At 66.3% G+C, this 23787-nt stretch carries 20 protein-coding genes; all 20 read right to left on the bottom strand.

Annotated features, from left to right (window positions below):
- Positions 1-21: 21 nt before the first annotated feature.
- The 20 genes from cydC to GBA63_RS18370 all read right to left on the bottom strand — a co-directional run bounded on the left by cydC (position 22) and on the right by GBA63_RS18370 (position 23673).
- Positions 22-1758: a thiol reductant ABC exporter subunit CydC gene (cydC, locus tag GBA63_RS18280; protein ID WP_166178408.1), complete on the bottom strand. Its 1737-nt coding sequence runs from the start codon at positions 1756-1758 to the stop codon at positions 22-24.
- Complete coding sequence (gene cydD / locus GBA63_RS18285) at positions 1755-3221, bottom strand: thiol reductant ABC exporter subunit CydD (protein ID WP_207956899.1); 1467 nt, start codon at positions 3219-3221, stop codon at positions 1755-1757. Before cydD ends, cydC begins: the two co-directional genes overlap by 4 nt.
- Positions 3218-3475 carry a 6TM ABC transporter family protein gene (locus tag GBA63_RS23365; protein WP_207956900.1) on the bottom strand — a complete coding sequence of 86 codons (258 nt, stop codon included), beginning with the start codon at positions 3473-3475 and terminating at the stop codon, positions 3218-3220. Before GBA63_RS23365 ends, cydD begins: the two co-directional genes overlap by 4 nt.
- 177 nt (positions 3476-3652) lie before the next feature.
- Entirely contained in the window at positions 3653-4693 is a 1041-nt protein-coding gene (cydB, locus tag GBA63_RS18290) for a cytochrome d ubiquinol oxidase subunit II (RefSeq protein ID WP_207956901.1), read from the bottom strand.
- A 13-nt stretch (positions 4694-4706) separates the two neighbouring features.
- Entirely contained in the window at positions 4707-6065 is a 1359-nt protein-coding gene (locus tag GBA63_RS18295; RefSeq protein WP_207956902.1) for a cytochrome ubiquinol oxidase subunit I, read from the bottom strand.
- A gap of 186 nt (positions 6066-6251) precedes the next feature.
- Complete coding sequence (locus GBA63_RS18300) at positions 6252-6545, bottom strand: hypothetical protein (protein ID WP_166178410.1); 294 nt, start codon at positions 6543-6545, stop codon at positions 6252-6254.
- A gap of 138 nt (positions 6546-6683) precedes the next feature.
- Entirely contained in the window at positions 6684-8303 is a 1620-nt protein-coding gene (locus GBA63_RS18305) for a sodium:solute symporter family protein (protein WP_228282165.1), read from the bottom strand.
- A 105-nt stretch (positions 8304-8408) separates the two neighbouring features.
- Positions 8409-9425: a Gfo/Idh/MocA family protein gene (locus GBA63_RS18310; RefSeq protein WP_166178411.1), complete on the bottom strand. Its 1017-nt coding sequence runs from the start codon at positions 9423-9425 to the stop codon at positions 8409-8411.
- A 24-nt stretch (positions 9426-9449) separates the two neighbouring features.
- The gene (locus GBA63_RS18315) at positions 9450-10307 is read right to left on the bottom strand and encodes a sugar phosphate isomerase/epimerase family protein (RefSeq protein ID WP_323127048.1); all 858 of its coding nucleotides are present in this window, start codon (positions 10305-10307) and stop codon (positions 9450-9452) included.
- A 53-nt stretch (positions 10308-10360) separates the two neighbouring features.
- The gene (locus tag GBA63_RS18320; RefSeq protein WP_166178413.1) at positions 10361-11809 is read right to left on the bottom strand and encodes a sugar porter family MFS transporter; all 1449 of its coding nucleotides are present in this window, start codon (positions 11807-11809) and stop codon (positions 10361-10363) included.
- Between the two features lie 153 nt (positions 11810-11962).
- Entirely contained in the window at positions 11963-12790 is an 828-nt protein-coding gene (locus GBA63_RS18325) for a sugar phosphate isomerase/epimerase family protein (RefSeq protein WP_166178415.1), read from the bottom strand.
- A 112-nt stretch (positions 12791-12902) separates the two neighbouring features.
- Positions 12903-14405: a CoA-acylating methylmalonate-semialdehyde dehydrogenase gene (locus GBA63_RS18330; RefSeq protein ID WP_166178417.1), complete on the bottom strand. Its 1503-nt coding sequence runs from the start codon at positions 14403-14405 to the stop codon at positions 12903-12905.
- Between the two features lie 23 nt (positions 14406-14428).
- Complete coding sequence (gene iolB, locus GBA63_RS18335; protein WP_166178419.1) at positions 14429-15223, bottom strand: 5-deoxy-glucuronate isomerase; 795 nt, start codon at positions 15221-15223, stop codon at positions 14429-14431.
- Between the two features lie 41 nt (positions 15224-15264).
- Positions 15265-17142: a 3D-(3,5/4)-trihydroxycyclohexane-1,2-dione acylhydrolase (decyclizing) gene (gene iolD / locus GBA63_RS18340; RefSeq protein WP_166178421.1), complete on the bottom strand. Its 1878-nt coding sequence runs from the start codon at positions 17140-17142 to the stop codon at positions 15265-15267.
- Between the two features lie 22 nt (positions 17143-17164).
- On the bottom strand, positions 17165-18040 hold the full coding sequence (locus GBA63_RS18345) for a TIM barrel protein (RefSeq protein ID WP_166178423.1): 876 nt from the start codon (positions 18038-18040) through the stop codon (positions 17165-17167).
- The gene (locus tag GBA63_RS18350) at positions 18037-19092 is read right to left on the bottom strand and encodes a Gfo/Idh/MocA family oxidoreductase (protein WP_166178425.1); all 1056 of its coding nucleotides are present in this window, start codon (positions 19090-19092) and stop codon (positions 18037-18039) included. Before GBA63_RS18350 ends, GBA63_RS18345 begins: the two co-directional genes overlap by 4 nt.
- A gap of 38 nt (positions 19093-19130) precedes the next feature.
- On the bottom strand, positions 19131-21050 hold the full coding sequence (locus tag GBA63_RS18355; protein WP_166178427.1) for a bifunctional 5-dehydro-2-deoxygluconokinase/5-dehydro-2-deoxyphosphogluconate aldolase: 1920 nt from the start codon (positions 21048-21050) through the stop codon (positions 19131-19133).
- Positions 21047-22273, bottom strand: a complete 1227-nt coding sequence (locus tag GBA63_RS18360; RefSeq protein ID WP_166178429.1) for a Gfo/Idh/MocA family protein — start codon at positions 22271-22273, stop codon at positions 21047-21049. The genes GBA63_RS18355 and GBA63_RS18360 overlap by 4 nt, the downstream gene beginning before the upstream one ends.
- Positions 22274-22352: 79 nt before the next feature.
- Complete coding sequence (locus GBA63_RS18365; RefSeq protein ID WP_166178431.1) at positions 22353-23096, bottom strand: GntR family transcriptional regulator; 744 nt, start codon at positions 23094-23096, stop codon at positions 22353-22355.
- 148 nt (positions 23097-23244) lie between these two features.
- The gene (locus GBA63_RS18370; protein ID WP_207956903.1) at positions 23245-23673 is read right to left on the bottom strand and encodes a potassium channel family protein; all 429 of its coding nucleotides are present in this window, start codon (positions 23671-23673) and stop codon (positions 23245-23247) included.
- Positions 23674-23787 lie beyond the last annotated feature (114 nt).

Raw genomic sequence — 23787 nt, forward strand, 5'->3', positions numbered from 1 at the left:
TCGTCTTCGGGATCAGTAAACTCAAGGACCGAGAAGCACCCCGCGCTGCACATCGAACATCTCCTGGTACAGACCATGGCAGTTCAGCAACTCTTCGTGCGTGCCGCGCTCTACGATTCGCCCTCCATCGAGGACCAGGATCTCGTCCATCTCCTCCATCCGAACGAGCCGGTGGGTGATGACGAGCGTGGCCCGCTCACGCATGAGGTCGTAGGTGGCGTCGAGCACGCCGACTTCCGTCTCGGGGTCGAGGTTGGCCGTGGGCTCGTCGAGGACGAGGATGGGCGCGTCTTTGAGGAGAGCGCGGGCTATCGAGAGGCGCTGGCGCTCGCCGCCGGAAAGCCTGAGCCCCTGCTCACCGAGGGGGGTGTCTAGTCCGTTCGGGAGGTGTTCGACGAGGTCGGAGAGCCGGGCGCGGGCCAGGGCGCCGTGCAGGTCTTTGTCGGTTGCTTGCGGTTTCGCCACGAGCAGGTTGCCGCGCAGGGTGTCGGTGAAGACGTGGGTGTCCTGGGAGACGACGCCGACGAGGGCCCGCAGGTCTTGCTGGGCGAGATCTCGGAGGTCGCGGCCGCCGAGGGTTACGCGGCCCGAGGTCGGGTCCCAGAAGCGGAGGGCGAGGTCGGCGAGCGTGCTCTTTCCCGCGCCGCTCGGGCCGACCACAGCCACGCGTCTGCCCGGTTCGAGCGCGAGGGAGACGTCCTTGAGGACGGGCGAGCCTCCGGGCTCGTAGCGGAAGGTCACGTCGTCGAAGCGGAGGGCGTGGTTCGTGGGAAGGGGAGCAGGGTTTGCGGAGTCCGTAACCTCCGGTCTTGCATCCACTATTTCGAAGAGGCGCTCGCCGGCGTTTACGGAGCGGCCGAGGAACTGGAACGCCCTGCCCAGAGGTTGGACGGCCTCGAAGGAGCCGAGCATGACGAGCGCCAGGAAGGCAAGATAGACGCCCCGGATCTCCCCCGCCGAGACGAGCGGTACGGCGAGGGCGAGGACGGAAATGACGGCGAGGTTCATCATCAAATCGGAGAGCGAATCCTGAAGCCCCGTGATAAACGCCATCTTCTTCTGCACGCGCCCGAGCCTCCGGTCGAGTTCGGCGACCTCGCGCCGCTCGTCCCCCTCCCGGCCGAAGGCGAGCAAATCCTGCACGCCCCGCACGCCGTCCACGATCTTCGCGTTGAGCTCGGCCCGAATCTCCAGTTGCCGCCGACCGAGGCCGCGCGCCAGCCGCGCAACCAGGAGCGGGACGCCCACGCCCGTCGCCACGAGAAAGGCCAGGGCGACGAGGGCCAGCGTCGGGTCGAAGGCGTAGAAGATGAGGGAGGTGAAGAGGGTCACGAGCGCGGCGACCGCGATGGGGGACGAGATCCTCAGGTACAGGTTTTCGAGCTCCTCGACGTCCTTGATGACGCGCGAGAGGAGATCCCCCGAGCGGTGGCGCAGGAGGCGGGCTGGGGCCAGCGGTTCGAGGCGTTCGTAGAACCGGGTCCTCACGTTGGAGAGCAGGCGGAAGGTCAAATCGTGGGAGACCATGCGCTCGGCGTAGCGGGCGCCGGCGCGCGAGATGCCGAGTAGCCTGACGAAGTAGCTCGGCAGGACCAGGTAGCCTAAAAGCGGCACTATCGCGGCGGCGGAGATCACGTACGCCGCCACCGCGAGCAGCCCGACGTTCGAGGCGACCGTCGCCACCCCGAGCAACACGGCGAGCCCCACCCGCGGCAGATACGGCCTCAAGAAACCGAGCAGGCGCCCGAAGGTCCTCACACCGTCACGCCCCGGTCGGCCCGTACCAGCCGGGCGTAGGGTCCATCCTCGCGGACGAGCTCCTCGTGCGTGCCGGCCTCCACCAGCCGGCCTTCGTCGAGGACGGCTATGCGGTCGGCGCCGCGGGCGGTGTTCAGGCGGTGGGCGACGACGAGCACCGTCCGGCCGCGGGCCAGGCGACCCAGGGCGGCCCGGATCTCACGCTCGCTCTCCGGGTCCAGGCTCGACGTCGGCTCGTCCATGACGAGGATCGGGGCGTCCTTCAAGAACGCCCGCGCGATGGCGACCCGCTGGGCCTCCCCACCACTCAGACGCGCTCCCCGCTCCCCGACGGGCGTCTCGTATCCTTGCGGAAGGTTCCGGATAAAGGCGTCGGCCCCCGCCATCTCGGCCGCCCGACCGACCTCCTCGCGCGTGGCGTCCGGGCGGGCGAGACGGATGTTCTCGAGCACGCTCCCGTAGAACAGGTGCGGACGCTGCGGCACCAGCGCCAGGTTTTCGCGCCACTTCTCCACGGGCAGGTCGGCTATGGGGACGCCGTTCGCCAGGATCTCCCCTTGCTGCGGCTCCACGAAGCGCAGGAGCAGGTTGACGAGCGTGCTCTTGCCGGCCCCGCTCTTTCCGACGAGCGCGGTGATGGTCCCTGCTTCGAGCGTCAGCGTGAGGTCCGAGAGCGCCGGACGGCCGCCCCCGGGGTACGAATAACCGACGCCGGAGAACCCGACGTCCGGGCCGCCGGGGGCCATCTCTTGCGTGCCTCCGTCTACTGGCGCGGGCGTGTTCAGCACCTCGAAGATCCTGTCGGCCGCGGCCTTCCCCTCCATCCCGGCGTGCCTGTGGACGCCCAACTCGCGCAGGGGCTTGTAGAACTCGGGCGCGAGCAGGAGAACCAGGAACGCTTCCTCGAAAGGCATGCTGCCCGAGACGACCCGCACCCCAAGCGTCACCGCGACGAGGGCTATCGCCATCGCGGTCATGAACTCGAGCACCAACCCCGACAGGAAGGCGTAGCGCAGCACCTTCATCGTGCGCACCCGGAACCCCTCGCTCGCCGCCGCGACCTTCTCCGCTTCCGCCGCGCTGCGCCCGAACATCTTGAGCGTCGGCAGACCCTGAACCGCGTCCAGAAAGCCGGCCCCGAGCCGCGAGAGCGCCGTCCACTGGCGCTTCATGTGGTCCTCGGCGTAGCTTCCGACCAGGATCATCATCACCGGAATAACCGGCGCCGTAAGGAGAAGCAGCACCGCGCTGGACCGGTCCAGAGGAAAGACGCAGACCAGGATCAGCACCGGAACCAGGACGCTCAACGAGACCTGCGGCAAATACCGCGCAAAGTAAGCGTCAAGCTTCTCTACGCCCTCCGTCGCCGTCGTCGCGAGCTCCCCCGTCCGCTCCCCCTTGGCGTAAGCCGGCCCCAGCCCCAAAACGTGCCCAACGAGCCGCCCCCGCAACTCGGACTTCACCCGCACCGCCCCCGCTGCGCCGTGACCTCCCGCCCCCACAACAACCCCGACCGCAAAACAGAAGCCCCGACCAACAGCAACAGGAGCCTCCCAACCTCGGAGAGCCCCGCGCCCCCCACAAAGACCCGGTCGACCACCCCGGCAAGAAGCACCATCTGCGCGATCGTCGCCCCCGCGACCAGAACCCCGAGCCCAACCGTCGCCCCGAGAAAAACCCGCGCCGACCCAACGCACCGAAACAGGTCCCTATTCACGCACCGACCCCGTAGGGACGGGTTTCAAACCCGCCCGCGCGCCCACACGGACCCCAAAAAAGCCGAAAGGCGCGAAGCGCCGTGCTGAGAGCGAGGACTGCGGAGCAGGCCGAAGCGTGCTGAGAGCGGAGCCCCCAGGGCGGAGCGTGCTGAGAGCCCCCGAAGGGGGCGTGCTACTCAATACCCCTCGTCTTCGAGCCGCACCTTCCCGCGGAACATGCGGTAGATGAGGACGAAGTAGAAGGTGGCGAACACGATGCCGATGCTCCACCAGATCAGGCCGACCGCCTGGCCGTAGTCCGAGGCGGCGGCGTTCTGGATGGTGAGGCTGTTCTCGGGGTTCACGGCGGGCAGGACCCGCGGGTAAACGCCGAAGACCGTGCTCGTGAGCATGCCGAGGATAAAGGCGCCCGAGGAGAGGAAGGCCGGCCGGTCGCGCTCGGTGAAGCTGAAGAAGATCATACCGGCCAGGCCCACGATGGCGATCAGGGGCAACACGAACCCATAGGGCCTCTGCAGAAAGCTCTCGAACATCCACGGGCTAACCCAGAAGGTGAACGGGGTGGCGATCAAGGTGAGGACGAGGGTGGCTATGGAGAAGGTGCGAGAGATCCTGTGCGACCGCGAGTTCAGCACGCCCTCGGTCTTCAACGCTATCCAGTTCGCGCCGTGCGTGATCAGGGTGACGAACGCGAGAAGACCCACGATGATGGTGTAGGGATCGAGAATTCCGGGGGTCTGGGAGAACGGGCTGAAGTCCGTCCACAGGGGCTGGAAGAAGTACCCGTCCTCGTTTAGCGGGACGCCGCGCACGACGTTTCCCAAAGCCGCGCCGTAGAAGATGATGAGCAGCGAGCTCCCGAAAAAGAACATCCCGTCCCAGAAGGAGGCCCACATCGGGTCGTCTATGTGGGCGCGCAGCTCTATGGAGAGGCCCCTGGCCACGAGCAGCCACAGCACGATGATGAGTGGCAGGTAGAAGCCGGAGAACCCGGCGGCGTAGAGCAGGGGGAAGGCGAAGAACAGCGTGCCGCCGGCGGCGATGATCCAGACCTCGTTACCGTCCCACACGGGCCCTATGGCCCGGAGTATCGTGCGCCGCTCGCGGTCGTTCTTGGCGGCGACGAGGTGGATGGCGCCGGCGCCCAAATCGAAGCCGTCGAGCAGGACGTAGACGGCGATCATGAACGCCACCGCCATGAACCAGAAGGTCTCCACGGGCTTCTCCTCTCTAGGCCGTGAGGCCTTCGGACGCTTCCAGCGACTCTTCCTCGTGGTCGGGGCCGTGGTTGATCTCGCGCACCATCACGAGCACGTAGAGGAGGCCCATAATGAGGTACAGCCCCATGAACCCGATGAGCGTGAAGAGCACGCTGCCGGACGAGACGAGCGGCGAGACGCCCTCTTCTGTTCGAAACAACCCGTAGGCGAGCCACGGCTGCCGCCCGAGCTCCGCGCTGAACCACCCGGCCGTGTTCGCGATAAACGGGAAGGGAAGCGCGAGCATGATCGCCCACAGCATCGGCCTGAAGGTGTACAGCCACCCCCGCCACAGCATGAACGCCGCCAAAACCGTTATCCCTATAAATATGGTCCCGAGCCCCACCATGACGTGGTATGAGTAGTACAGGAGCGGGATGTTGTCGGGCCAGTTCTTCTGGGGGAACTCTTCCAGGGATTTAACGTCGCCCCCGGCGGGGCCGTAGACGAGCAGGCTCAGGCCGCCGGGAAGTACTATGGGGTTGTCTATCTCCAACGTCTCCATGTTCGGCTGCCCGATAAAGACCAGGTCCGCCCGGTCGGAGTCCTTGAAGTGTCCCTCCATCGCGGCGAGGGCGACGGGCTGGTGCTCGGCGACCTGGTCGCTGGACATGTGCCCGCTCGGGAAGAGCATCCAGACGCTCGCGATGACGCTCGCTATGACCCCGACTTTGAGGAAGATCTTCCCGTACTCCACGTCCCTGCGCGCGAGCAGGTAGTACGCCCCAAGCCCGGCCATCACGAAAGACCCGCAGACGACGGCCCCGCCCATGTTGTGCGCGTACTGCGCGAACATCCACGGGTTCAACAGGACGGCCCAGTAGTCGTCGAGCTGTATGTTGCCGTTCTCGAGCACCCTGTAGCCGACCGGGTTCTGCATCCAGGAGTTCGTGGTGATGATGAAGTAGCCGGACGCCCACGTCCCCAGGAAGACCATGAGCGAGGAGAACCAGTGGACCCTCTGCCCGAAGCGGCGCTCCCCGAACAAAAAGAGCCCCACGAAGGCGCTCTCGAGGAAGAAGGCGAAAGCGCCCTCCATCGCCAGAGTCTGGGCGATGATGTCGCCGGTGAAGGCGGAGAACGCCGCCCAGTTGGTGCCGAACTGGAACTCCATCGGGATGCCGGTGACGACCCCGAAGACGAAGGTTACCGCGAAGATCTTGCCCCAGAACCGCGCGGACTTGTTGTACAACTCGTTGCCGCTCCTCATGTAGATGCTCTTCAAGACGAAGACGAGCAGCGCGAGCCCCATCGTGAACATGGGAAAGAGGTAGTGGTAGGTTATGGTGAAGGCGAACTGCATGCGCGAAACGGTCAGCGCGTCTTCCACGGCCTACCTCCTCGGGATCTCTGTTCTAGCACGGCATCGTACCCCTCCCCGGTCCGACTCCGCACCCCGGGTGTGTGTTTTCTTTCACCCCGTCGGCGTGCGGCGTCAACGACCCGGCCAGTTTGTCCCGGCGCGGGCCGGATCGCCTGGTCTGATTTGACCGTTGAACTGGTTCAGATTGCCCGATTAGCGGCTGGCGGCCCTCTCGGCGCGGCGACGGGGGGAGGCGAGGGTCATGCCCAGGATCACGCACCCCGAGACGACCATCACCAGGCCCCACCAGAGGTTGATGTTGAAGCCGACGTTCCCCTGGGCCTGCTGACCGGAGGAGATCAACCCCGTCAGGACGAGCGTGACGCCGAAGATCAGGACGATGGCCGCTATGTAGAAGCCTATCGCCATGGAGTGGTTGGTGCCCGAGTGCTCCGGAACCCGCTCTTCTTCCATGTACTCGTGGCGCTCGCGGTTCTCTTCGGTCATTAGAAACCTCCGTTCTTGGGTTTCAGGCAACAGGCTTCAGGGGCGACGTTCGGGGTCCGGTGGCGACGACCGCCCCTGAAGCCTGAGAGCGAGGGCCGAAGGCCCGAAGCGCCCTGCAGCCTGACACCTCTCAAATGGCTACCAGAAATAGACATTCAGTGCCAACGTCATGGCGAGAACGATGACCGCGAGGATCCACGGCTTCTTGTACCAGGCCTCCTCCCTGACCTCCTTCTGCTCGGTCAGGCCCCAGACTATGCCGCGCAGCTCCGAGTCGGGCTTGGGTTGGGTGACGAGGGAGACGGCGATCGTCACGACGACGCAGGCGATCCAGGCCCAGATGGCGCGGTACATGGAGGCGCCTACCGAGCTGTCGAGCGAGATGAGGTAAAGGATCACGCCGGTCGCCGTCCCCGTGACGAGACCGAAGAAGCCGCCCCAGCCCGTCGAGCGGCGCCAGAACATGCCCAGAAGGAACGTCCCGAAGAGCGGCGCCAGGAAGATGCCGTGCAGGAGCTGCACGTAGTCGATGATGCTCGCGAAGCCGAGTACCAGGTAGGCCGCGAGCACGCTCAGGGCGACGCCCGCCACGGTCGCGATGCGGCCCACGTTGAGGTAGTGGCGGTCCGGGGCGTCCCGGTTTATGTACGCCTTGTAGATGTCGTAGGTCCATACGGTGTTGAAGGCCGTCACGTTGCCCGCCATCCCGCTCATGAACGCGGCGAGCAGCGCCGTCAGGCCGACGCCAAGCATCCCGGTCGGGAAGTAGTAGGCCATCGCGTAGGGGACGGCCATGTTGTAGTTGTCCTCGCCGAGGTTCGGGAGGATGGACAGGATGATCAGGCCAGGGAAGATCGCGAGCACCCCGTACATCAGCTTCGGGAACGCCGCGATGAGCGGGGTCCGCTGCGCCGCCGCCTCGTCCTCGGCGGCCAGGGCTCGCTGGACCACCAGAAAGTCCGTGCACCAGTAGCCGAACGATTGCACGAACCCGAGGCCGAACACGATGGCGAACCAGTGCACGGCCATCGGGTTGTCCGCAGATCCCGTGTTGGACCACGCGTGGAAGAAGTCCGCGCGGCCGATGGACTCCCGCAGGCCGGAGAGGCCGCCGACGTCTATCAGGCCGAAGAGCACGAGCGGCACCAGCCCGAGCGTTATAAGGAAGAACTGCAAGACCTCGTTGTAGATCGAGGACGAGAGGCCGCCTAAAGTCACGTACCCGAGCACTATTCCGGCGGACAAGATGATGCTCGCGGTCAGGCTCCATCCCAGGAGCAATTGGAACACTATCGCCATCGCGTACATGTTTATGCCTGAGAGCAGGATCATGAAGATGGCGAACAGGATGGCGTTGAACCCGCGCGTCGCCTCGTTGTAGCGGAGCTTCAGGAAGCCGGGGACGGAGTGGACCCGGCTCGCGTAGTAGAAGGGGATCATGAACAGGGCCACGAAGACCATCGCGGGTATCGCGCCGATCCAGTAGTAGTGGGACTGCATGATCCCGTACTGCGCCGCCCCCGCGCCCATCCCCAGGATCTCCAAAGCCCCCAGGTTCGCCCCCAGGAAGGCGAGGCCCGTGATCCAGCTCGGCAGGGACCGGCCCGAGAGAAAGTAATCTTCTGAAGTCTGCATCTTCGTCCTGAGCACGGCACCTATGCCTAGCACGAACACGAAGTACACCCCGATGATGAAGTAGTCCAGCCATGTGTCGTTGACCTCAACCATCGACTGGAGGAACGCCAGATCTCCCACCATATGCCTCTCCCCTCTCGACGCGGCTTCCCGTCCGCGATCCCTCTATGAACGGCACATTACACCGTCCCCGGGACCGGTACAACCCCTCACCGAAGGCGGCCCGATTTAGGTTAGATCTGGCGGATCTCCTTCTATCTCGGCGACCTTTACGGGCCTCCCCTCCGTACGCGACACCTCGCAGGCGACCGCGACCCTCAAGGCCTCCATCGCCGCGGCGGGGGGCGACGGGTTTTCGCGTTCGCCCTTCATCACCCCTATGAACGCTTTGGTCTCTTCCCTGAGGCTGTCCCCGAACCTCTCCATGAAGTCCCTGTACGGGCCCCTGGTCGGAGGAACCTCGTCCGGCTCCACGGGGCGGGGCTGGCTCAGGCTGTTGTCCCCAACGGAGAGGCTGTCTTCCGAGCCGAAGACCTCCAGGCGGAAGTCGTGGCCGCGGGCGTTGTGGCGGGTGCCGGTGACGATCACGGGCAGGCCGTCGGACATGGTCATAAGGATGGCCGCGTTGTCCACGTCGCCGAACTTCGCGTAGCGGTCGAAGCCCCTGACGCTTCCCGTGGCGTAGACCTGATCCACGTCGAGACCGGTCAGCCAGCGCGCCAGGTCGAAGTCGTGGATGTGCAGGTCACGGTAGGTCCCGCCGCTGAGTTCTATGAATTCCTCCGGGGCGGGCTCGGCGTCGTGGGCCGTGATCCTGAGGCTGTAGAGGGTCCCCAGGGTCCCGTCTCTTACCGCCTGATAAGCTCGTAGATAATCCGGGTCGAGGCGGCGCTGGAAGGCGATCTGGAGCACGTTGCCCCCCCTCTCGGCGTGCTCGATCACCGCAGCCGTATCCCGCAGCGTCAAGGCTATCGGCTTTTCGCAGAAGATGGGCAAACCTGCGTCTATGCAACGGTGCAACGCCTCCGCGTGAAGCCCCGTCGCCAGCGACACGAAGACCGCGTCGGGCTCGGAGTCGATGGCTTCATCTATAGTTCCAGCCGTCCCGCCCACCTCCCGGGCCAACTCTTCCGCCCGCCCGCCCGTCCGGTTGCCTATGAAGATCTCGTCAACCTCGGGCAACCCGCCCAACACCCTGGCCCGGAACGAACCGATACGACCGGCCCCAAGCACGGCTATTCTCATCAGAGACCTCCCACGTTCGAATCCTTATCCTTCACAAAGCGGTAGCAGGCTCTCGTAGCAACGCCGCGCCGCCTCTTTGGTCGGCAGTTGCCAGAGGCCCGCGTTGAACAGCTCTATCGCGAAGAAGCCGCCGTAGCCGTTCCGTTCGAGCGCCGAGATGATCCCTGCCAGGTCCAACACGCCCTCGCCGGGGAGGACCCTGTCGAAGTCGCGGTGGGTCAGGTCGGCGGGCGTGTTTGGCATGTCGTTGAGGTGGACGTGCTTGACCCACTTGACGGAATCGCTGTTTATGTCCGAGAGCTTGGTGGGCGTCACGTGGTAGTGGGCCGTGTCGAAGAGGACGCCTACTCTTGGATGGTCCGCGATCTCTGCCACCCGCACGCCACTCTGCAAGCTCCTGACGACGGGCGAGGCGTTGAACTCCACGGCGATGTCCACGTCCGTCTCTTCCGTGGCCTCGGCGAGGTCGACCAGGGCGCGGGCTATTGGGTCGAGGCTTTCGGGGGTCACCAGCTCGGGGCCGTCGGTGTGGACGATCATGGCGCTTCCGCCAAGCTCGCTTATCAGCCGGACGTTCTCGGCGTTTGCCCTGAGGTTGGGAAGAAGCACGTCGGAGGCGTGGAAGCACTCGACCGCCAGTTCCGAACTGGCGATGATCCGGAGCCCGAGAGAATCAAGAAGCGCCCGCGTCTCTTCGACCGTGTGGCCGTCCTCGAGCCAGGCTTTGACTAGTGGCAGGTAGGGTTCCACGTAACGGAAACCGGCGGTGGAATATGCCTCCAGCGCTTCTTCGAGGTTGCGGTGTTTCGTGGTCAGCGAGTGGATGGCGAGTTGTTCGGTTCTCAGCCTGGGCCGCCTCTCTCGAACGGGAACCGGACCGATGCGGCCCGGTTCCCGAGAATCCTCGATTAGCAGAGGACTACTTTAGTTGCGTCTTACGTGGTTGCCTCGACGGGGTCGCCGTGCGTGCGGAAGTCCTCTTCGAGTTGTTCGAGGGAGCGTCCGCGGGTTTCGGGGACCATCGTCTTCACGAAGAGGATGGAGACGACACCGACGGCGGCGAACAGGAAGAACGTGTACGAGATGCCTATGCCGGCGACCAGCGAGGGGAAGAACAGGCCGACGAAGAAGTTCGTGATCCAGAGCAAGAAGACCGAGAGGCCGATGGCGAAGCCGCGCATCTCGAGCGGGAAGATCTCGGCCAGCATCAGCCAGACGAGGGGCCCTATCGTGCCCTGCATGATGAAGACGAACGCTATGACGAAGAACAGGATCATGTACGCCCGCAGAAGGCCCTCGGGCAAAACCAGGGAGGAGACGCCGATCAGCAAGTGCGCCGTAGTCGTCCCTATAAAACCGAACAGGAGCATCGGGCGCCGGTTCACGCGGTTCATAAGCGCCAGGCCGACGAGGAGGCCCGAGATGGAGAAGACGCCGTTGAGGATGTTGAGTATGATCGCCGCGTTGTCCGAGAACCCGGCCTCCTGCAAGAGCTCGGTACCGTAGTACATGACCGAGTTGATCCCGGTCAGCTGCTGCACGATGGCGAGCCCGATGCCTATGAAGAGCAGGCGCCGGATCCAGGGCACCGCAAGGTCGGCCCAGCCCCCCGTCTGCGACGCCCGCTCCTCCTCGGCGAGCGCGTGAACTTCGGCAAGCTCGGCCTCGGCCCGCTCGGGCGACCTGACCTGCCGCAGCACGCCGAGCGCGTCCTGGTCGCGCCCCTTGGAGACGAGCCAGCGCGGGCTCTCTGGCATCCTGAGCATCCCGACGAACAGGGCTATGGCCGGGAGCGCCGCGACGAGGAGCATGTAGCGCCACACGCTCGGCTGCTCGCCCCAGATGTTGAAGATGATCGCGTTGATCGCGAACGCCGCGAACTGGCCGGAGACGATCATTAGCTCGTTGCGCGTAACCAACCCGCCGCGCCTCTCGGCCGGGGAGATCTCAGCGAGGTACACCGGAACCGTCACCGACGCGCCGCCGACCGCGAGCCCGAGCACGAACCGGAAGAACGCAAGCACCCCGTAGTTGGGCGCGAGGACGCAGCCCATCGTACCCACAAAGAAGATGACGGCGAGCAGGATGATGTTTTTGCGCCGCCCCTGGTAGTCGGAGAGCCTGCCCCCGATGGCGGCCCCCACCGCAGCACCCAGCAGCAGGATGGCCGCGACGACGCCAGTCCTGAACGGCGTGAGGCCGAGGCCCTCCTGCATGGGCGTCAGCGCGCCGTTGATGACTCCTGTGTCGTAGCCGAAGAGCAGGCCGCCGAACGTGGCGATCACGGCCACGAGGCCGAGCCGCTTGCTGTGCGGCCCAGGGGTATCCGGCGGCATGGTCGTCGTCGTGGTCGTCGTGCCCTCTACGGGTGGTGATTGGGACATGAAGGTTACCTTTCTTTCGAGTGGGCTACTGGCGGCGTCAGGTAGGGCCGCCCCGGGTAAAGCCCACGGTCACAGATGGGCCGTAAGCGCCAGGCCCCACCTCCTCCGCACCCGGATAACAGCCCGTCCGGCAAACCCGCTAGGCACGACCCCTCACCCCTCCCGCTCGCACAGCGGCAAGAGGCTCTCGTAGCAACGCCGCGCCGCCTCTTTGGTCGGCAGTTGCCAGAGGTCCTTGCTGAACATCTCGATGGAGAAGTAGCCGTCGTAACCATTCCGTTCGAGGGTGCCGATGGTCCCCGTCAGGTCGAGCACGCCCTCTCCCGGCAGCACCCGGTCATCGTCACGATGGGTAAGGTCTGCCGGTGTGTCGGGCATGTCGTTGAGGTGGACGTGCTTGATCCACTTGACCGATCCCTCGTTTACGTCCGAGAGCTTGGTGGGCGTGACGTGGTAGTGGGCCGTGTCGAAGAGGACGCCTACTCTTGGATGGTCGGCGATCTCGGCGACCCGAATGGCGCTTCCGAGGCTCTTGACGAGCGGCGACCAGTTGAACTCGATTGCGATGTCCACGCCGAGGTCGTCGGTGAACTCGGCCAGGTTGTGCATCGCGCGGGCCACGGCGTCCAGGGCCTCGACGGAGTTCCGCTCGGGGCCGTCGGTGCCGACGATCATCTTGTCGGCACCGAGCTCCCGTATGAGCCCGACGTTCTCGGCGTTCGCCTTCAGGTTGGAGATGCGCGCGTCGGGCGAGCCGAAGCACGCAACCTCCAACTGCGAACTGGCGACGACGGCGAGGCCCCGCGACGCGAAGAGCTCCCGCGTCTCGTCCACCGTGTGGCCGTCCCCCAGCCATTCCTTGACGAGGTTCAGGTGCGGCTCGACGTTACGGAATCCTGCGGCGGCGTAGGCGTCCAACGCCTCTTCGAGGTTCCAGTGGAAAGTACACTGCGAGTTTATGGTGAGCTGTTCGGCCCTCATACTGTTCGACGTTCTCCTCTCCCATATGTTTCGCCCGCGCCGGCTGAGTCCGGTGGTCCCCACCACCGGGGGCGCGGGCGCCCCTGACTTTGCGTTTGGGCCTATCTCTGCATCATGGACCGGCCTCGGTGGGCATCTTTACGGCCTCGGCGGTCTCGGGCTCCGAGAGGAAGCGGGCGATCTCCACCTTGTTCTCGGTGAAGAACCTCACCCCGTCTTTGCCCGTGGCGTGCAGATCCCCGTAGAAAGAGTTCTTTATCCCGTTGAACGGGAAGAACGCCATCGGCGCCGCGACCCCTACGTTCACCCCGAGCATCCCGGCTTCGACGTTCTCCCGCCAGTAGCGAACCGCCGCGCCGTTCTCCGTGTAGATCGAACAGGCGTTGCCGAACGAGGAGCCGTTCGTGAAATCCACCGCCTCCTTTAGGCTCTCCACCCTGACCACCGAGAGGACGGGGCCGAAGATCTCCTCCCGGGCTACCCGCATGTTTTCGGTGATGTTGTCGAGGATGGTGGGACCGAAGAAGAAGCCGTCTTCGAGCGGTGGTTCGCGGCCGTCGAGCGCGACAGTCGCACCCTCGCTCTCGCCGAGGTCCACGTAGTCTTTGACCCTATCCCGGTGGGAGTCCCGTATCAAGGGCGTCAGTTCAGAACCTTCTTCGTACCCCGGCCCGACCTTCATCTTCTCGGCGGCCTCCTTTACCGCCTCGACTACCCGGTCCCCCGCCTCGCCGACGGCCACCAGCACGCTCCCCGCGAGGCACCGCTCGCCTGCATTCCCATAAGCGCTGGAGACTATGTTCGGCACGGCCTTCTCAAGAACCGCGTCTGGCATCACTATCATGGAGTTCTTGGCGCCGGCCAGGGCCTGAACCCGCTTTCCGTGCGCGGCGCCGTGGCGGTAGACGTGCTCGGCGACGGGCTGGCTCCCCACGAAGGAGACGGCCTCGATACCCGGGTGCTCCAGTATTCCGTTCACCGCGTCGTGGGCGCCGTTGACGATGTTCACCACGCCCTCCGGCAGGCCGGCCTCGATCAGAAGCTCGACCAGGCGCTGCGAGGTTAGCGGGGTCCGCTCCGAAGGCTTCAAGATATAAGTGTTCCCCGCCCCGATGGCGACGGGCATGGTCCATAGCGGGATCATGCAAGGGAAGTTGAAGGGCGTGATCGCGGCGACCACCCCGAGCGGGAACCGGTGGGAGACGTTGTCTATGCCCCTCGCCACGTCCCTGACGGACTCTCCCATAAGCAGGCTAGGCATCCCGCAGGCGAACTCGACGACCTCTATGCCCCGGCGGACCTCGCCTCCGGCGTCCTTGGCGTCCTTGCCGTTCTCAAGGGTCACGAGGTCCCGCAACTCCTCGAAGTGCTCCTCCAGCAGCATCTTGTACCGAAAGAGCACCTGGATGCGCTGAACCACCGGTGTCTTCGACCAGTCGGCGAACGCCGCCCCGGCTGCCTTGACGGCCCGGTCGACATCCTCTTTCGTGGAGAGGGGGGTCTCGGCTATCGTCTCGCCGGTGGCCGGGTCGTAGACGGGTTCGGTCTCGCGGCCGTTTCCTTCGACCCATTCTCCGCCTATAAAGTTGCGGACCTGCCTGCGCGTCTTCTGCATCGTCTCTCCTCGGTCTTGCGTGGCTAGAAGAGCCACTCGTGGTCGGGGTCGTTCTTGAACTTCCACTCGCGTATTGGTCCGGCCATCACGTTCAGGTAGTAGAGGTCGTAGCCCGGAGGCGCCGAGACCGGGTGGTAGCCCTTCGGGACGAGCACGACGTCCCCGTCGCGGACGGCGAGCGTCTCGTCCAGCGAACGGTCGTCTGTGTAGACCCGTTGGACGGCGAAGCCCCTCTGCGGCCGTATTCGGTGGTAGTAGGTCTCTTCGAGGTAGGTCTCGTCGGGCGGGGCGTCCCTGTCGTGCTTGTGCGGCGGGTAGCTCGACCAGTGCCCGTTCGGGGTGAGGACCTCGACCACGAGCAGGCGTTCGACCTCCCTTTCGGCCATGAGGATGGGCCGCACCTCGCGCTCCATGTTCCCCGAGCCGCGCATCTCCGCCTCGATCTCCTCGGGCCGCACCAGGAATGGCTCGACGCCCCTCTCGGCGGGCGCGGTACAGACCGCAAGCTCGAGCCCGCTCGTGGCCTCCACCCGGTAGTCAACGCCGGGCGGCAGATACAGGGCGTGGGGCGGACCGTCGAACGGGCCTTCCCGTCCCCCGAACTCCCACCCGCCGGAGTCCGAAGAGACCGAGCAGGTGCCCGAGACCGGAACCAGGCAGACCTCCTCCCCGCCGGTGCGGCGTTCCACGGTCTCTCCGGCGGCGAGCTTCAGCACCTCGAAGCCGACGTACTCCCAGCCGGCCGATTCAGGAGTTACCCTTACAACGCTCCCCTGCTCGTCCGGTTCGTCCTTGCTCTTCACGATGAGATCTGACACCCTCTCAACCCCTTCCTGATGCTTGAAACCCGATGCCTCCATCACAGGTAACGGCGCTCCGCCCGCCTGTTGCGCGCGTACTCCTCACGCGCCGCCTTCACCGTCTCCATCTCCGAAACCTCGGCAACGGGCACGTCCCAGAACGACTCATAGTCGGGGACCCCCTCGTACCGGTCCACCGGGATGTGGATGACCACCGTCCGGTTTACACCCTTGGCCTCGGACAGGGCGCCTTTGAGGTCGCCGACGCTCTTCGCCCGGATGACGTGGGCCCCGAGGCTCTCGGCGTTGGTCGCGAGGTCAACGGGCAGCGTTTCGCCCGGGCTCTCCTCGGTATCCAGGCCTATGGAGCCGTTCTTTCTGTACCTGTACTGGGTGCCGAAGCCTTTCGTGCCGACGGACCGGGAGAGGGCGCCGATTGAGGCAAAGCCCGAGTTGTCCACGAGGACTATCGTTAGTTTGTGATCCTCCTGGACGGAGGTGATGATCTCGGCGCTCATCATCAGGTACGAGCCGTCGCCGACCATTACGTAGACCTCGCGCTCGGGCGCGGCCATCTTGATGCCGAGGCCGCCCGAGATCTCGTACCCCATGCAAGAGTACCCGTACTCGACGTGGTACCCCTTCGGGTCCCGCGTCCGCCAGAGCTTGTGAAGGTCACCGGGCATGGAACCCGCCGCGCAGACGACCACGTCCTCGGGCTCCGAGAACGAGTTGACGGCCCCGATCACCGCGCTCTGCGCCGGCAAAGGCTCATGCTCCAGCGTATACAGCCGCTGAACCTCCGCGTCCCACTCCGCGCTTGCCTTCCCGCTCTCCTCCCGATACGCCGCCTCCACCTCGTAACCGGCCAGGGCAACGTCGAGGGCTTCCAGCGTTGCCCTCGCGTCCCCGACGAGCCCGACGCCGGCGTGCTTCACCGCGTCGAGGTCGGCGACGTTCACGTTGACGAAGCGCACGTCCGGGTTCTGGAAGGCGGTCTTGGAGGCGGTCGTGAAGTCGCTCCAGCGAGTCCCAACCCCGATGACCAGGTCCGCTCCTCGGGCGGCCCGGTTCGCGGCGAAGGTCCCCGTCGCGCCAACGGCCCCGAGGGCGAGCGGGTGGTCGTAGGGCATCGAGCCCTTGCCGGCCTGGGTCTCGCCGACCGGGATGCCCGTACGTTCGACGAAACCGCGCAGGGCTTCTGTGGCTTCGGAGTAGATCGTGCCGCCGCCCGAGACGATCATGGGCCGCGTGGAGGCGCGGATCAGGTCCGCCGCCCGCTCGAGCTCCGCGGCGTCGGGCACCGGGCGCGTCACGCGCCAGACGCGCTTCTGGAAGAATTCTTCGGGATAGTCGTAGGCCTCCGCCTGGACGTCCTGGGGCAGGGAGAGGGTCACGGCGCCCGTCTCGGCCGGGTTCGTGAGGACGCGCATGGCGGCCAGGGCCGCCGGGATGATCTGCTCCGGGCGGTTGATCCTGTCCCAGTACTTCGACACGGGACGGAAGGCGTCGTTGACCGACTGGTCCCCGTCGTGCGGCGCCTCCAGTTGCTGCAGCACCGGGTCAGGCCCGCGCGAGGCGAAGACGTCCCCGGGCAGCAGCAGGACGGGAAGCCGGTTTATCGTGGCCAGGGCCGCCCCGGTGACCATGTTCGTAGCACCCGGTCCTATGGATGAGGTGCAGGCAAAGGCCTGGAGGCGGTTCTTCTGGCGGGCGTAGGCGGTGGCGGTGTGGACCATCGCCTGCTCGTTGCGCGACTGGTAGTAGGTGAGGTCGTCCTCGTACTCCAGGAGCGCCTGGCCGATGCCCGCGACGTTGCCGTGCCCGAAGATGCCGAAGCATCCGGCGAAGAAGCGCCGTTCCTCGCCATCGCGCTCTACGTACTGGCCCGCCAGGAAGCGGACCAGCGCCTGGGCCATCGTCAACCGAACCGTCATCGGGCCTCCTCTCGGTCTGCGCTCACAACTTCCCGCCCAGGTAATCCAGGCTCTTGCGCACCTCGGCGACGGGGCCTTCGCCCTCCGGCGGCTCGGCCTCGACCACGGAGTCCTGCTCCAGCACGTACCAGCCCGAATAGCCCGAGTCTTCGAGCCGGTCCAGAAGACCCTCGACGTCCACGTCGCCCTCACCCAGGGGCCTGAAGGCGTTCTTCCCGGCCGCTTCCTTGAAGCTGAGTTCCCGCGCGGCGAGCCTCCCCGCCACTTCCAGGTCCACGTCTTTGAGGTGGACGTGGTTGACCCTCGGGCCCGCGAGGTCCGCGATCTCGACGGGATCGCTCCCCCCGATGACGAGGTGCCCCGTGTCCAGACAAAGCCCCATCTCCGAGCCATCCAAAAAGCGCTTGACCTGTTCGTCGCTTTCAATGACGGTCCCATAATGGTGGTGCAGCGAGACGGAGATGCCGTGCCGGGCGCAGATCTCCTCAACGGATTTCAGCGATTCGAAAAGCTCCCGCCACGAGTCCTCGCCAAGCTCGACGAACGGCCCGAAGTCGTCGGAGGCCGGCATCGCGGCCAGCACGACCACGTCGGCCCCGGCGGCGGCGAAGAACGCGGCCCGCCTCTCGACGAGCGCCAGCTCCTCCCCGCGCCTGGCGGGTTCGTGCAGCACAGCCGGCACGAACCCGCCGACGAGACCCAGGCCGTACCCGGCCAGCAGGTCCGAGACTTCGGAGGGGTCGGACGGCAGCAGCTCCTCGGGGCCCGCTTCGACGGCCTTCAGGCCGAGCGAGGACGCCTCTTTCAGCACCCTGTCTGCTGGCATCTGGTAGCCCCAGTCCGGGATCTCGATAACCCCCCACGAGACCGGGGCGCCCGCGATACGCTCTGCGCTCACCGGGCCACCGACCCTTCTTTCTCGTAGAGCGCCGGCTTCTCGGGCACCGCGACGCCCTCGGGGTTCCCGGACCGTATGGACGCTATGCACGCCCCGGCTACAACGAGCGAGGCGTAGCCGTCCCAGGCGTCCGGCGTGGGCGGCCTTCCGCCGTCTATGGACTCGACCCACTCCTGAAGCTCGATGGTGTAGGCCGGCTCGAACCGGTCCAGCCAGTCGCCGTCGACCTTCTGGGTGAAACCCCGGTTTAGGCGCACCGTGGCGCCAGACGGGGGCGCCGTGTGGGCCGTGCCGTTCACGCCGACCACCTCGACGCCGACCTCGTAGCCGAAGCCCGCGTCCACGTTGACCTCTATCGTGGCGAGGCGACCATCGGCGAAGGTGAGCTGTATAAGTTGCAGGTCGAACTCGCCCTCAGGGGACCCGGTCGTGTTCAGGCCGCGGACGAAGACCTCCTCTACCTCGGCGTCCAGCATCCAGCGGGCCGAGTCGAGGTCGTGGATGGCGGCGTTTATGACTACCCACTCCGAGTCCACGCCGGGCGGTATCTGGGCGTTCCTGTGCCACCCCTTAAAGAGCACCGGCTCCCCGATATCTCCCGAGGCCGCGACGTTCTTGACGTCCACGTGCTGCGGGTCGTAGCGGCGCATAAAACCGACCTGCACGAGCTTTTGGCCGGCCTCCACCTCGGCCTCCACGATCCCGAGCGCCTCCTCCGGGCTCGTCGCGAGCGGCTTCTCGCACAGGACCGGCTTTCCGAGGCGCAGGCATTCGAGGACCAGTTCGGCGTGCGTCGGGTCGGGGGAGGCTATAACGACGGCCTCTACCCGCTCGTCCCGGATCATCTCGACCGCGTCACCAAACACGGCCGCGCCCCCGCACTCCCTGGCGACCTTTCCGGCTCTATCCGCGTCGACGTCGGAGACGGCCGCCACGCGCGCCCCGGCCACCTTCCGATGCAGGCAGTGGGCGTGCATACCGCCCATGCCGCCCGTCCCGACCACGCCGACGGGGATCCTGCCGTCGCTACCACGCTTCCCGTTGTTCTCCACCTTGTTCTCCTCCTCGATACGTTTGCCTGGCGGGGCCTTTAGCCCGCCGCGCCCTGCCGGGCGTGTTGCTCGTTCCTGTTCTGCCAGAGCGCGTTCATGCGCCCGTACCTCTCGGCCACGGAGGACATGAGCCCCTCGTCGTCCATCTCGCCGGCCAGCCAGCGTCGTGCTGGCTCGCCGTAAATCGAGCGCCCGATGGCGAAGCCGCGGCACAGGGGCTCGGAGGCCGCGGCGGCGAAGCTCTCGGCGAGCTTCTCCTCTTCCATCGCCTGGCCGAGGACGAGCAGGCCCGCGCAGTACGGGTCGTGCTCGCGGACCACGCTCCCGATCCTGGCCCACACCGCCGGGTCGGGGTTTGGTGGGATCTTCCACCACTCGGGACGCACCCCGATCTCGTAGAACCTGCCGATCAAACCCGCCACGCTCTCCCCGTCGTAGCTCGTCCCGGGCGCGGGCTGGACCTCGAGCAGCAGCCGCCGGTCGTTGACCAGGCAGGCGTCGTAGAGTTGTAGGACCCTCTCTTCCTGGACCTTCTGTATCTCTCCGTCGTCCCCCGGGTGCATGTACAGGTTGCACTTGACGACGTGCTCCTCGGGCCAGGCGCGAAGGGTGGCCGCGACGTTCGGGCCGCCGACGAACTCGACGGGCCGGCTCTTCGCCACCTCGACGGCGCGCGAGATCCAGGCCCCGCTCCCCGTGAGTTCCTCCAGCGCCTCGCCCCCGTAGACGTCGTCGATCAGGACGCCGGCCGCCTCGTCGTCCCCGGCCACCCGCCGGAACGCCCGCCCGAGCAGCACCTTCAACTCGCGCAACCGCCCGCGCTCCACCCCGAGCTCGTCGGCCAGCTCCTCGAGCTGCCAGCGGTGGTCCACGGCCAGAATCCGCAACTCCTCCGGGTCGTTGCGGGTCGTGGCCCGGTGCAGGTGCTCCAGCCACCCGTCGTCCCGCAACCGCCTGGGTTTCTCATCCAGCGCCAGGAAGTACTCCAGCTCCTCCGTCGTGGCCATCGCCGGGGAGCACCCGTGCCTGGAGACGACGATGGCGCCGCAGGCGTTCCCGAGCCGCAGGCACTCCTCCAGCGGCTCCTCGCGCAGCCAGCCGCTCAGGAAACCGCTCATGAACGCGTCGCCCGCCCCGACGGAGTTGAAGACCTCGACCGGGAAGCCGGGCACCCGCACCCCGTTTTCGACGTCATCCGGTATGTCGCCGGGGAAGACTATGGCCCCCATCGCTCCCACCTTGAGGACGATGGTCGCCCCGGAGAGGCCGCGGATGTTCAGGAGCGCCTCGCGGGTGTCGGTCGAACCGCCGGCTATCCTTACCTCCTCTTCGGTCCCCACGACGAGGTCGCAGTCGGGCAGCGCGGAGCGGTAGACCTCGGTCACCTCTTCGCTCGCGACGAACATCTCGCCGCCCTGCTCGTGGGGGGCGACGCCCCAGAAGACGGGCCGGTAGTCCAGGTCGAAGACTACCTGCGTTCCGCCCCGCCGCGCCGCCTCTACGGCTTTTACGGAGGCCGCCCTGGCGCCCGGGCGGGAGAGGGGCGTGCCCGTGATCAGGAGCGCCTTGGACGAGGCTATAAACTCCGGGTCCACGTCCTCTTCTTCTATGGCAAGGTCGGCCGCGTCGCCGTAGGCGAAGAGCCTCGGGAAGTCGTCTATCGCGCGGACGGCGAGCAGGACGTAGGGGGTGAGCTTCTCCGGGTCGGGCCTGACCTGGCTCGTGTCCACCCCGTTCTCGGCGAGGGTCTTCCTCACGAAGCGCCCCATCTGCTCGTCCCCGACGCGGGTGAGCATGGCGCTCCTCACCCCGAGCCTGGCCGTGCCGACGGCTATGTTCGTGGCGCTCCCGCCGACGTACTTGCGGAAGGACTGGACGTCTTCGAGCTTGGAGCCGTCCTGCTCGGCGTAGAGGTCGACGCTCGTGCGGCCGATACAGACGAGGTCGGGCCCGCTCATTCGTCGCCCCCCATCCTGCGCTCGCCGGTCGCGACGCGCGGGTCGGGCGCTCTTGCGGGTTTTGGCTCCTCGACCTTCTCCCAGCGGCCCGTATTACAAGAGCGGTCCATCGCGTCGACGACCCGCATGGTCGAGACGATGTCGCGGATGCTCGCCGGCCTCTGACGGCCGTCGGCTATGGAGGAGAGGAACCGCTCGGCCTCGGCGACCTTCAGGTCGTCGTAGCCCATCGAGATCCCGGCCCCCGGCTGGAACCTGTCGAAATCTCCCATGCCGGGTGCGGCGTGGACCTTGCGGTAACCCCTATCTCCGGTTCCGTCCGTCCTGTACAACTGCAGTTCGTTGAGGCGCTGGAAGTCCCAGGAGAGGGCGCCGCGCGTGCCGTTCACCTCGAAGCTCATCCGGACGTGGGGGCCTACGCAGGTCCTGCTGTTCTCGATGGTCCCGCGGACGCCGCTCTCGAACCGGAGGAGGCCGCCCACGTAGTCCTCGTTCTCGACTTCCCCCATGTCGCCGCCCTCGACGACGAAGTGGCCCGTGCCCATGCCCTCGGGCACCTCCGGCCTCTGCCGGATAAACGTCTCCCGCTGGGCCGAGACGCTCTCGATGGGGCCGAGGAGGTTCTGGGCCATGTCGACCGAGTGGGGCATGATGTCCCCGAGCACCCCTAGCCCCGCGCCGTCGAGCTTGTAGCGCCAGGTCAGGGCGCCGTTCGGGTCGGCTGCGTAGTCGGCCAGGAAGTAGCCCCTGTAGTGCGTGATCTCCCCGAGCTCCCCCGCCGCGATGAGCTCCCTGGCGTACTCGACGACCGGAACGTGGCGGTACATCAGCCCGATCATGCTGACGACCCCGGCCTCTTCAACGGCCTCCCCGATATCGTAAGTCTCGGACGGATACCTCCCGCACGGCTTCTCCAACCAGATGTGCTTCCCGGCCCGCGCCGCCGCGACGGCGACCTCTTTGTGCAGGTAGTTCGGCGCCGCGATGCTCACCGCCTCGACCTCGGGGTGCTCGATGACCTCCCGCCAGTCGGTGGTCCAGCCCTCGTACCCGAGGCGGTCCGCCGCGTCGCGCGCCCGGTCTTCGACCGTGTCTGCCGCGACGACGAGCCTCGGCCGCAACTCGCATTCCGGGTAGTGGTCGAGCAGACGCCGGTACGCCCGCGTGTGCAGCGTGCCCATCCAACCCAGGCTGATCGTCCCTATGCCTATCTCTCTTGCCACGCTTCCCCTTTCCAAGGCCGCCTGACCGGCGAACGTTTGCGCTTCGCGGCAGCCGGGTCCCCACCCGGATAGCCTTTCCTTACAGATCCACCAGCATCATCTCGAACCAGTAGGACTCGGCCGGGTAGCTGTGCGAGCCGTACTCTATGGGCCGCCCGTTGGCGTCGTAGGCGATCCTGGTCATCGTCAGGACGGGATCTCCGAGTCCCATCTCCAGAAGCTCGGCCTCCTCTGCGCCGGCCTTGCGGGCCCCCACCCGCTGCGTCGCGACGTTCGGCGCGACCCCGCCGCTCCGAAACAGCTCGTAGAGCCCGGTCCGCTCCAGGTCTTCTTCCCGGATCTCCACCAGCCCGTCCGGCACCACGTTGTGCATGAGCGCGATGGGGTCGGACCCCGCGACCCGTAGCCTGTCGAACCGCACCACGGGGGCGCCGGGCTCCAGCCCCAGATGCTCGGCCACGTCCGGCGGGCAGGGGACCCTTTCCAGCGAGAGCAACCGCGTCCGCGGCTCCCTGCCGGCCTCTTTGAGGTCATCGAACAGGCTGGTGAGGGCGACCGACCGCCGCACGGGCCTGGGCGCCACCATGGTCCCGATACCCCGCCGCCGGACGAGCAGGCCCTTATCCACTAGCTGCTTCAGCGCCGCGCGCATCGTGGGGCGGCTGATCCCCAACCGCGTGGCAAGCTCGACCTCACCCTCGAGCTTGCTCCCCCGCGCCAACCGGCCATCCTCGATGGCCGCCTCCAGAACCTGCGCCGCCTGGTGGTAAAGCGGCACGGGGCTGCCGTGATCCAGCCTAACCCCATCCAACGCGTCAACCATAGAGTCCCTTCCCCATCCTTACACCACTAATGTAAAGACATTATGACGTTAATATATAGACCTCGTTCTCGTGTGTCAAGAGGCACAAGAAAAACTTTGGAGACGCGGGGTGATTGCGAGGTAGGACGTCACGGGTTTGGTTGGGGGGTTACTCTTCCTTGCGTTCTTCTTCGGGGGGCGTGGGGCGGCGGTCTGGGCGGCCTTTACGTTCGGAGCGTTGTTCGACGGTGGCGTGGGCGACGGCGTTCAGGAAGGCGACTATGAGGCCGATGCCGGTAAAGAGGTAGAAGACGGTGAAGAGCTTGCCGGCGGCGGTCTCGGGGGCGAAGTCGCCGTAGCCGACGGTGGTGAGGGTGATCGAACTGAAGTAAAAAGAATCCAGCAGGCTCCAGCCCTCGATTTGCCAGTAGAAGAGGGTGCCTGCCAGAAGGGTGACGACCACCAGCGCGAAGAGCCCGCGGAACTCCGGGTCCTTCAGGGAGCGCCGCAGGGCGCGGGCGAAGCGCAGCGGGACGAGGACCAGGACGGCCAGGAGCAGGAGCACCGCCGCCACCGCCCCGATCATGGCGCGGTCCACGCTCCAACAGCGGCGATCCGGCTACGCCGTGATCTAGACCCCATCCCGCTCCCTTCCCGTCTGCCCCATCCGCCCGGGAAATCCGTCCTTTACCTTCCGCCATGGTACGTTCCA

It is taken from the genome of Rubrobacter tropicus, assembly GCF_011492945.1.
GTDB lineage: Bacteria > Actinomycetota > Rubrobacteria > Rubrobacterales > Rubrobacteraceae > Rubrobacter_D > Rubrobacter_D tropicus.

What these genes read in the sequence shown, in the direction of transcription:
- iolD (WP_166178421.1), bottom strand. Translation starts at nt 17,142, where the DNA reads ATGACGGTTCGGTTGACGATGGCCCAGGCGCTGGTCCGCTTCCTGGCG.
- GBA63_RS18365 (WP_166178431.1), bottom strand. Translation starts at nt 23,096, where the DNA reads ATGGTTGACGCGTTGGATGGGGTTAGGCTGGATCACGGCAGCCCCGTG.
- GBA63_RS18320 (WP_166178413.1), bottom strand. Translation starts at nt 11,809, where the DNA reads ATGTCCCAATCACCACCCGTAGAGGGCACGACGACCACGACGACGACC.
- GBA63_RS18330 (WP_166178417.1), bottom strand. Translation starts at nt 14,405, where the DNA reads ATGCAGAAGACGCGCAGGCAGGTCCGCAACTTTATAGGCGGAGAATGG.
- GBA63_RS18355 (WP_166178427.1), bottom strand. Translation starts at nt 21,050, where the DNA reads ATGAGCGGGCCCGACCTCGTCTGTATCGGCCGCACGAGCGTCGACCTC.
- GBA63_RS18300 (WP_166178410.1), bottom strand. Translation starts at nt 6,545, where the DNA reads ATGACCGAAGAGAACCGCGAGCGCCACGAGTACATGGAAGAAGAGCGG.
- GBA63_RS18305 (WP_228282165.1), bottom strand. Translation starts at nt 8,303, where the DNA reads ATGGTGGGAGATCTGGCGTTCCTCCAGTCGATGGTTGAGGTCAACGAC.
- GBA63_RS18310 (WP_166178411.1), bottom strand. Translation starts at nt 9,425, where the DNA reads ATGAGAATAGCCGTGCTTGGGGCCGGTCGTATCGGTTCGTTCCGGGCC.
- GBA63_RS18325 (WP_166178415.1), bottom strand. Translation starts at nt 12,790, where the DNA reads ATGAGGGCCGAACAGCTCACCATAAACTCGCAGTGTACTTTCCACTGG.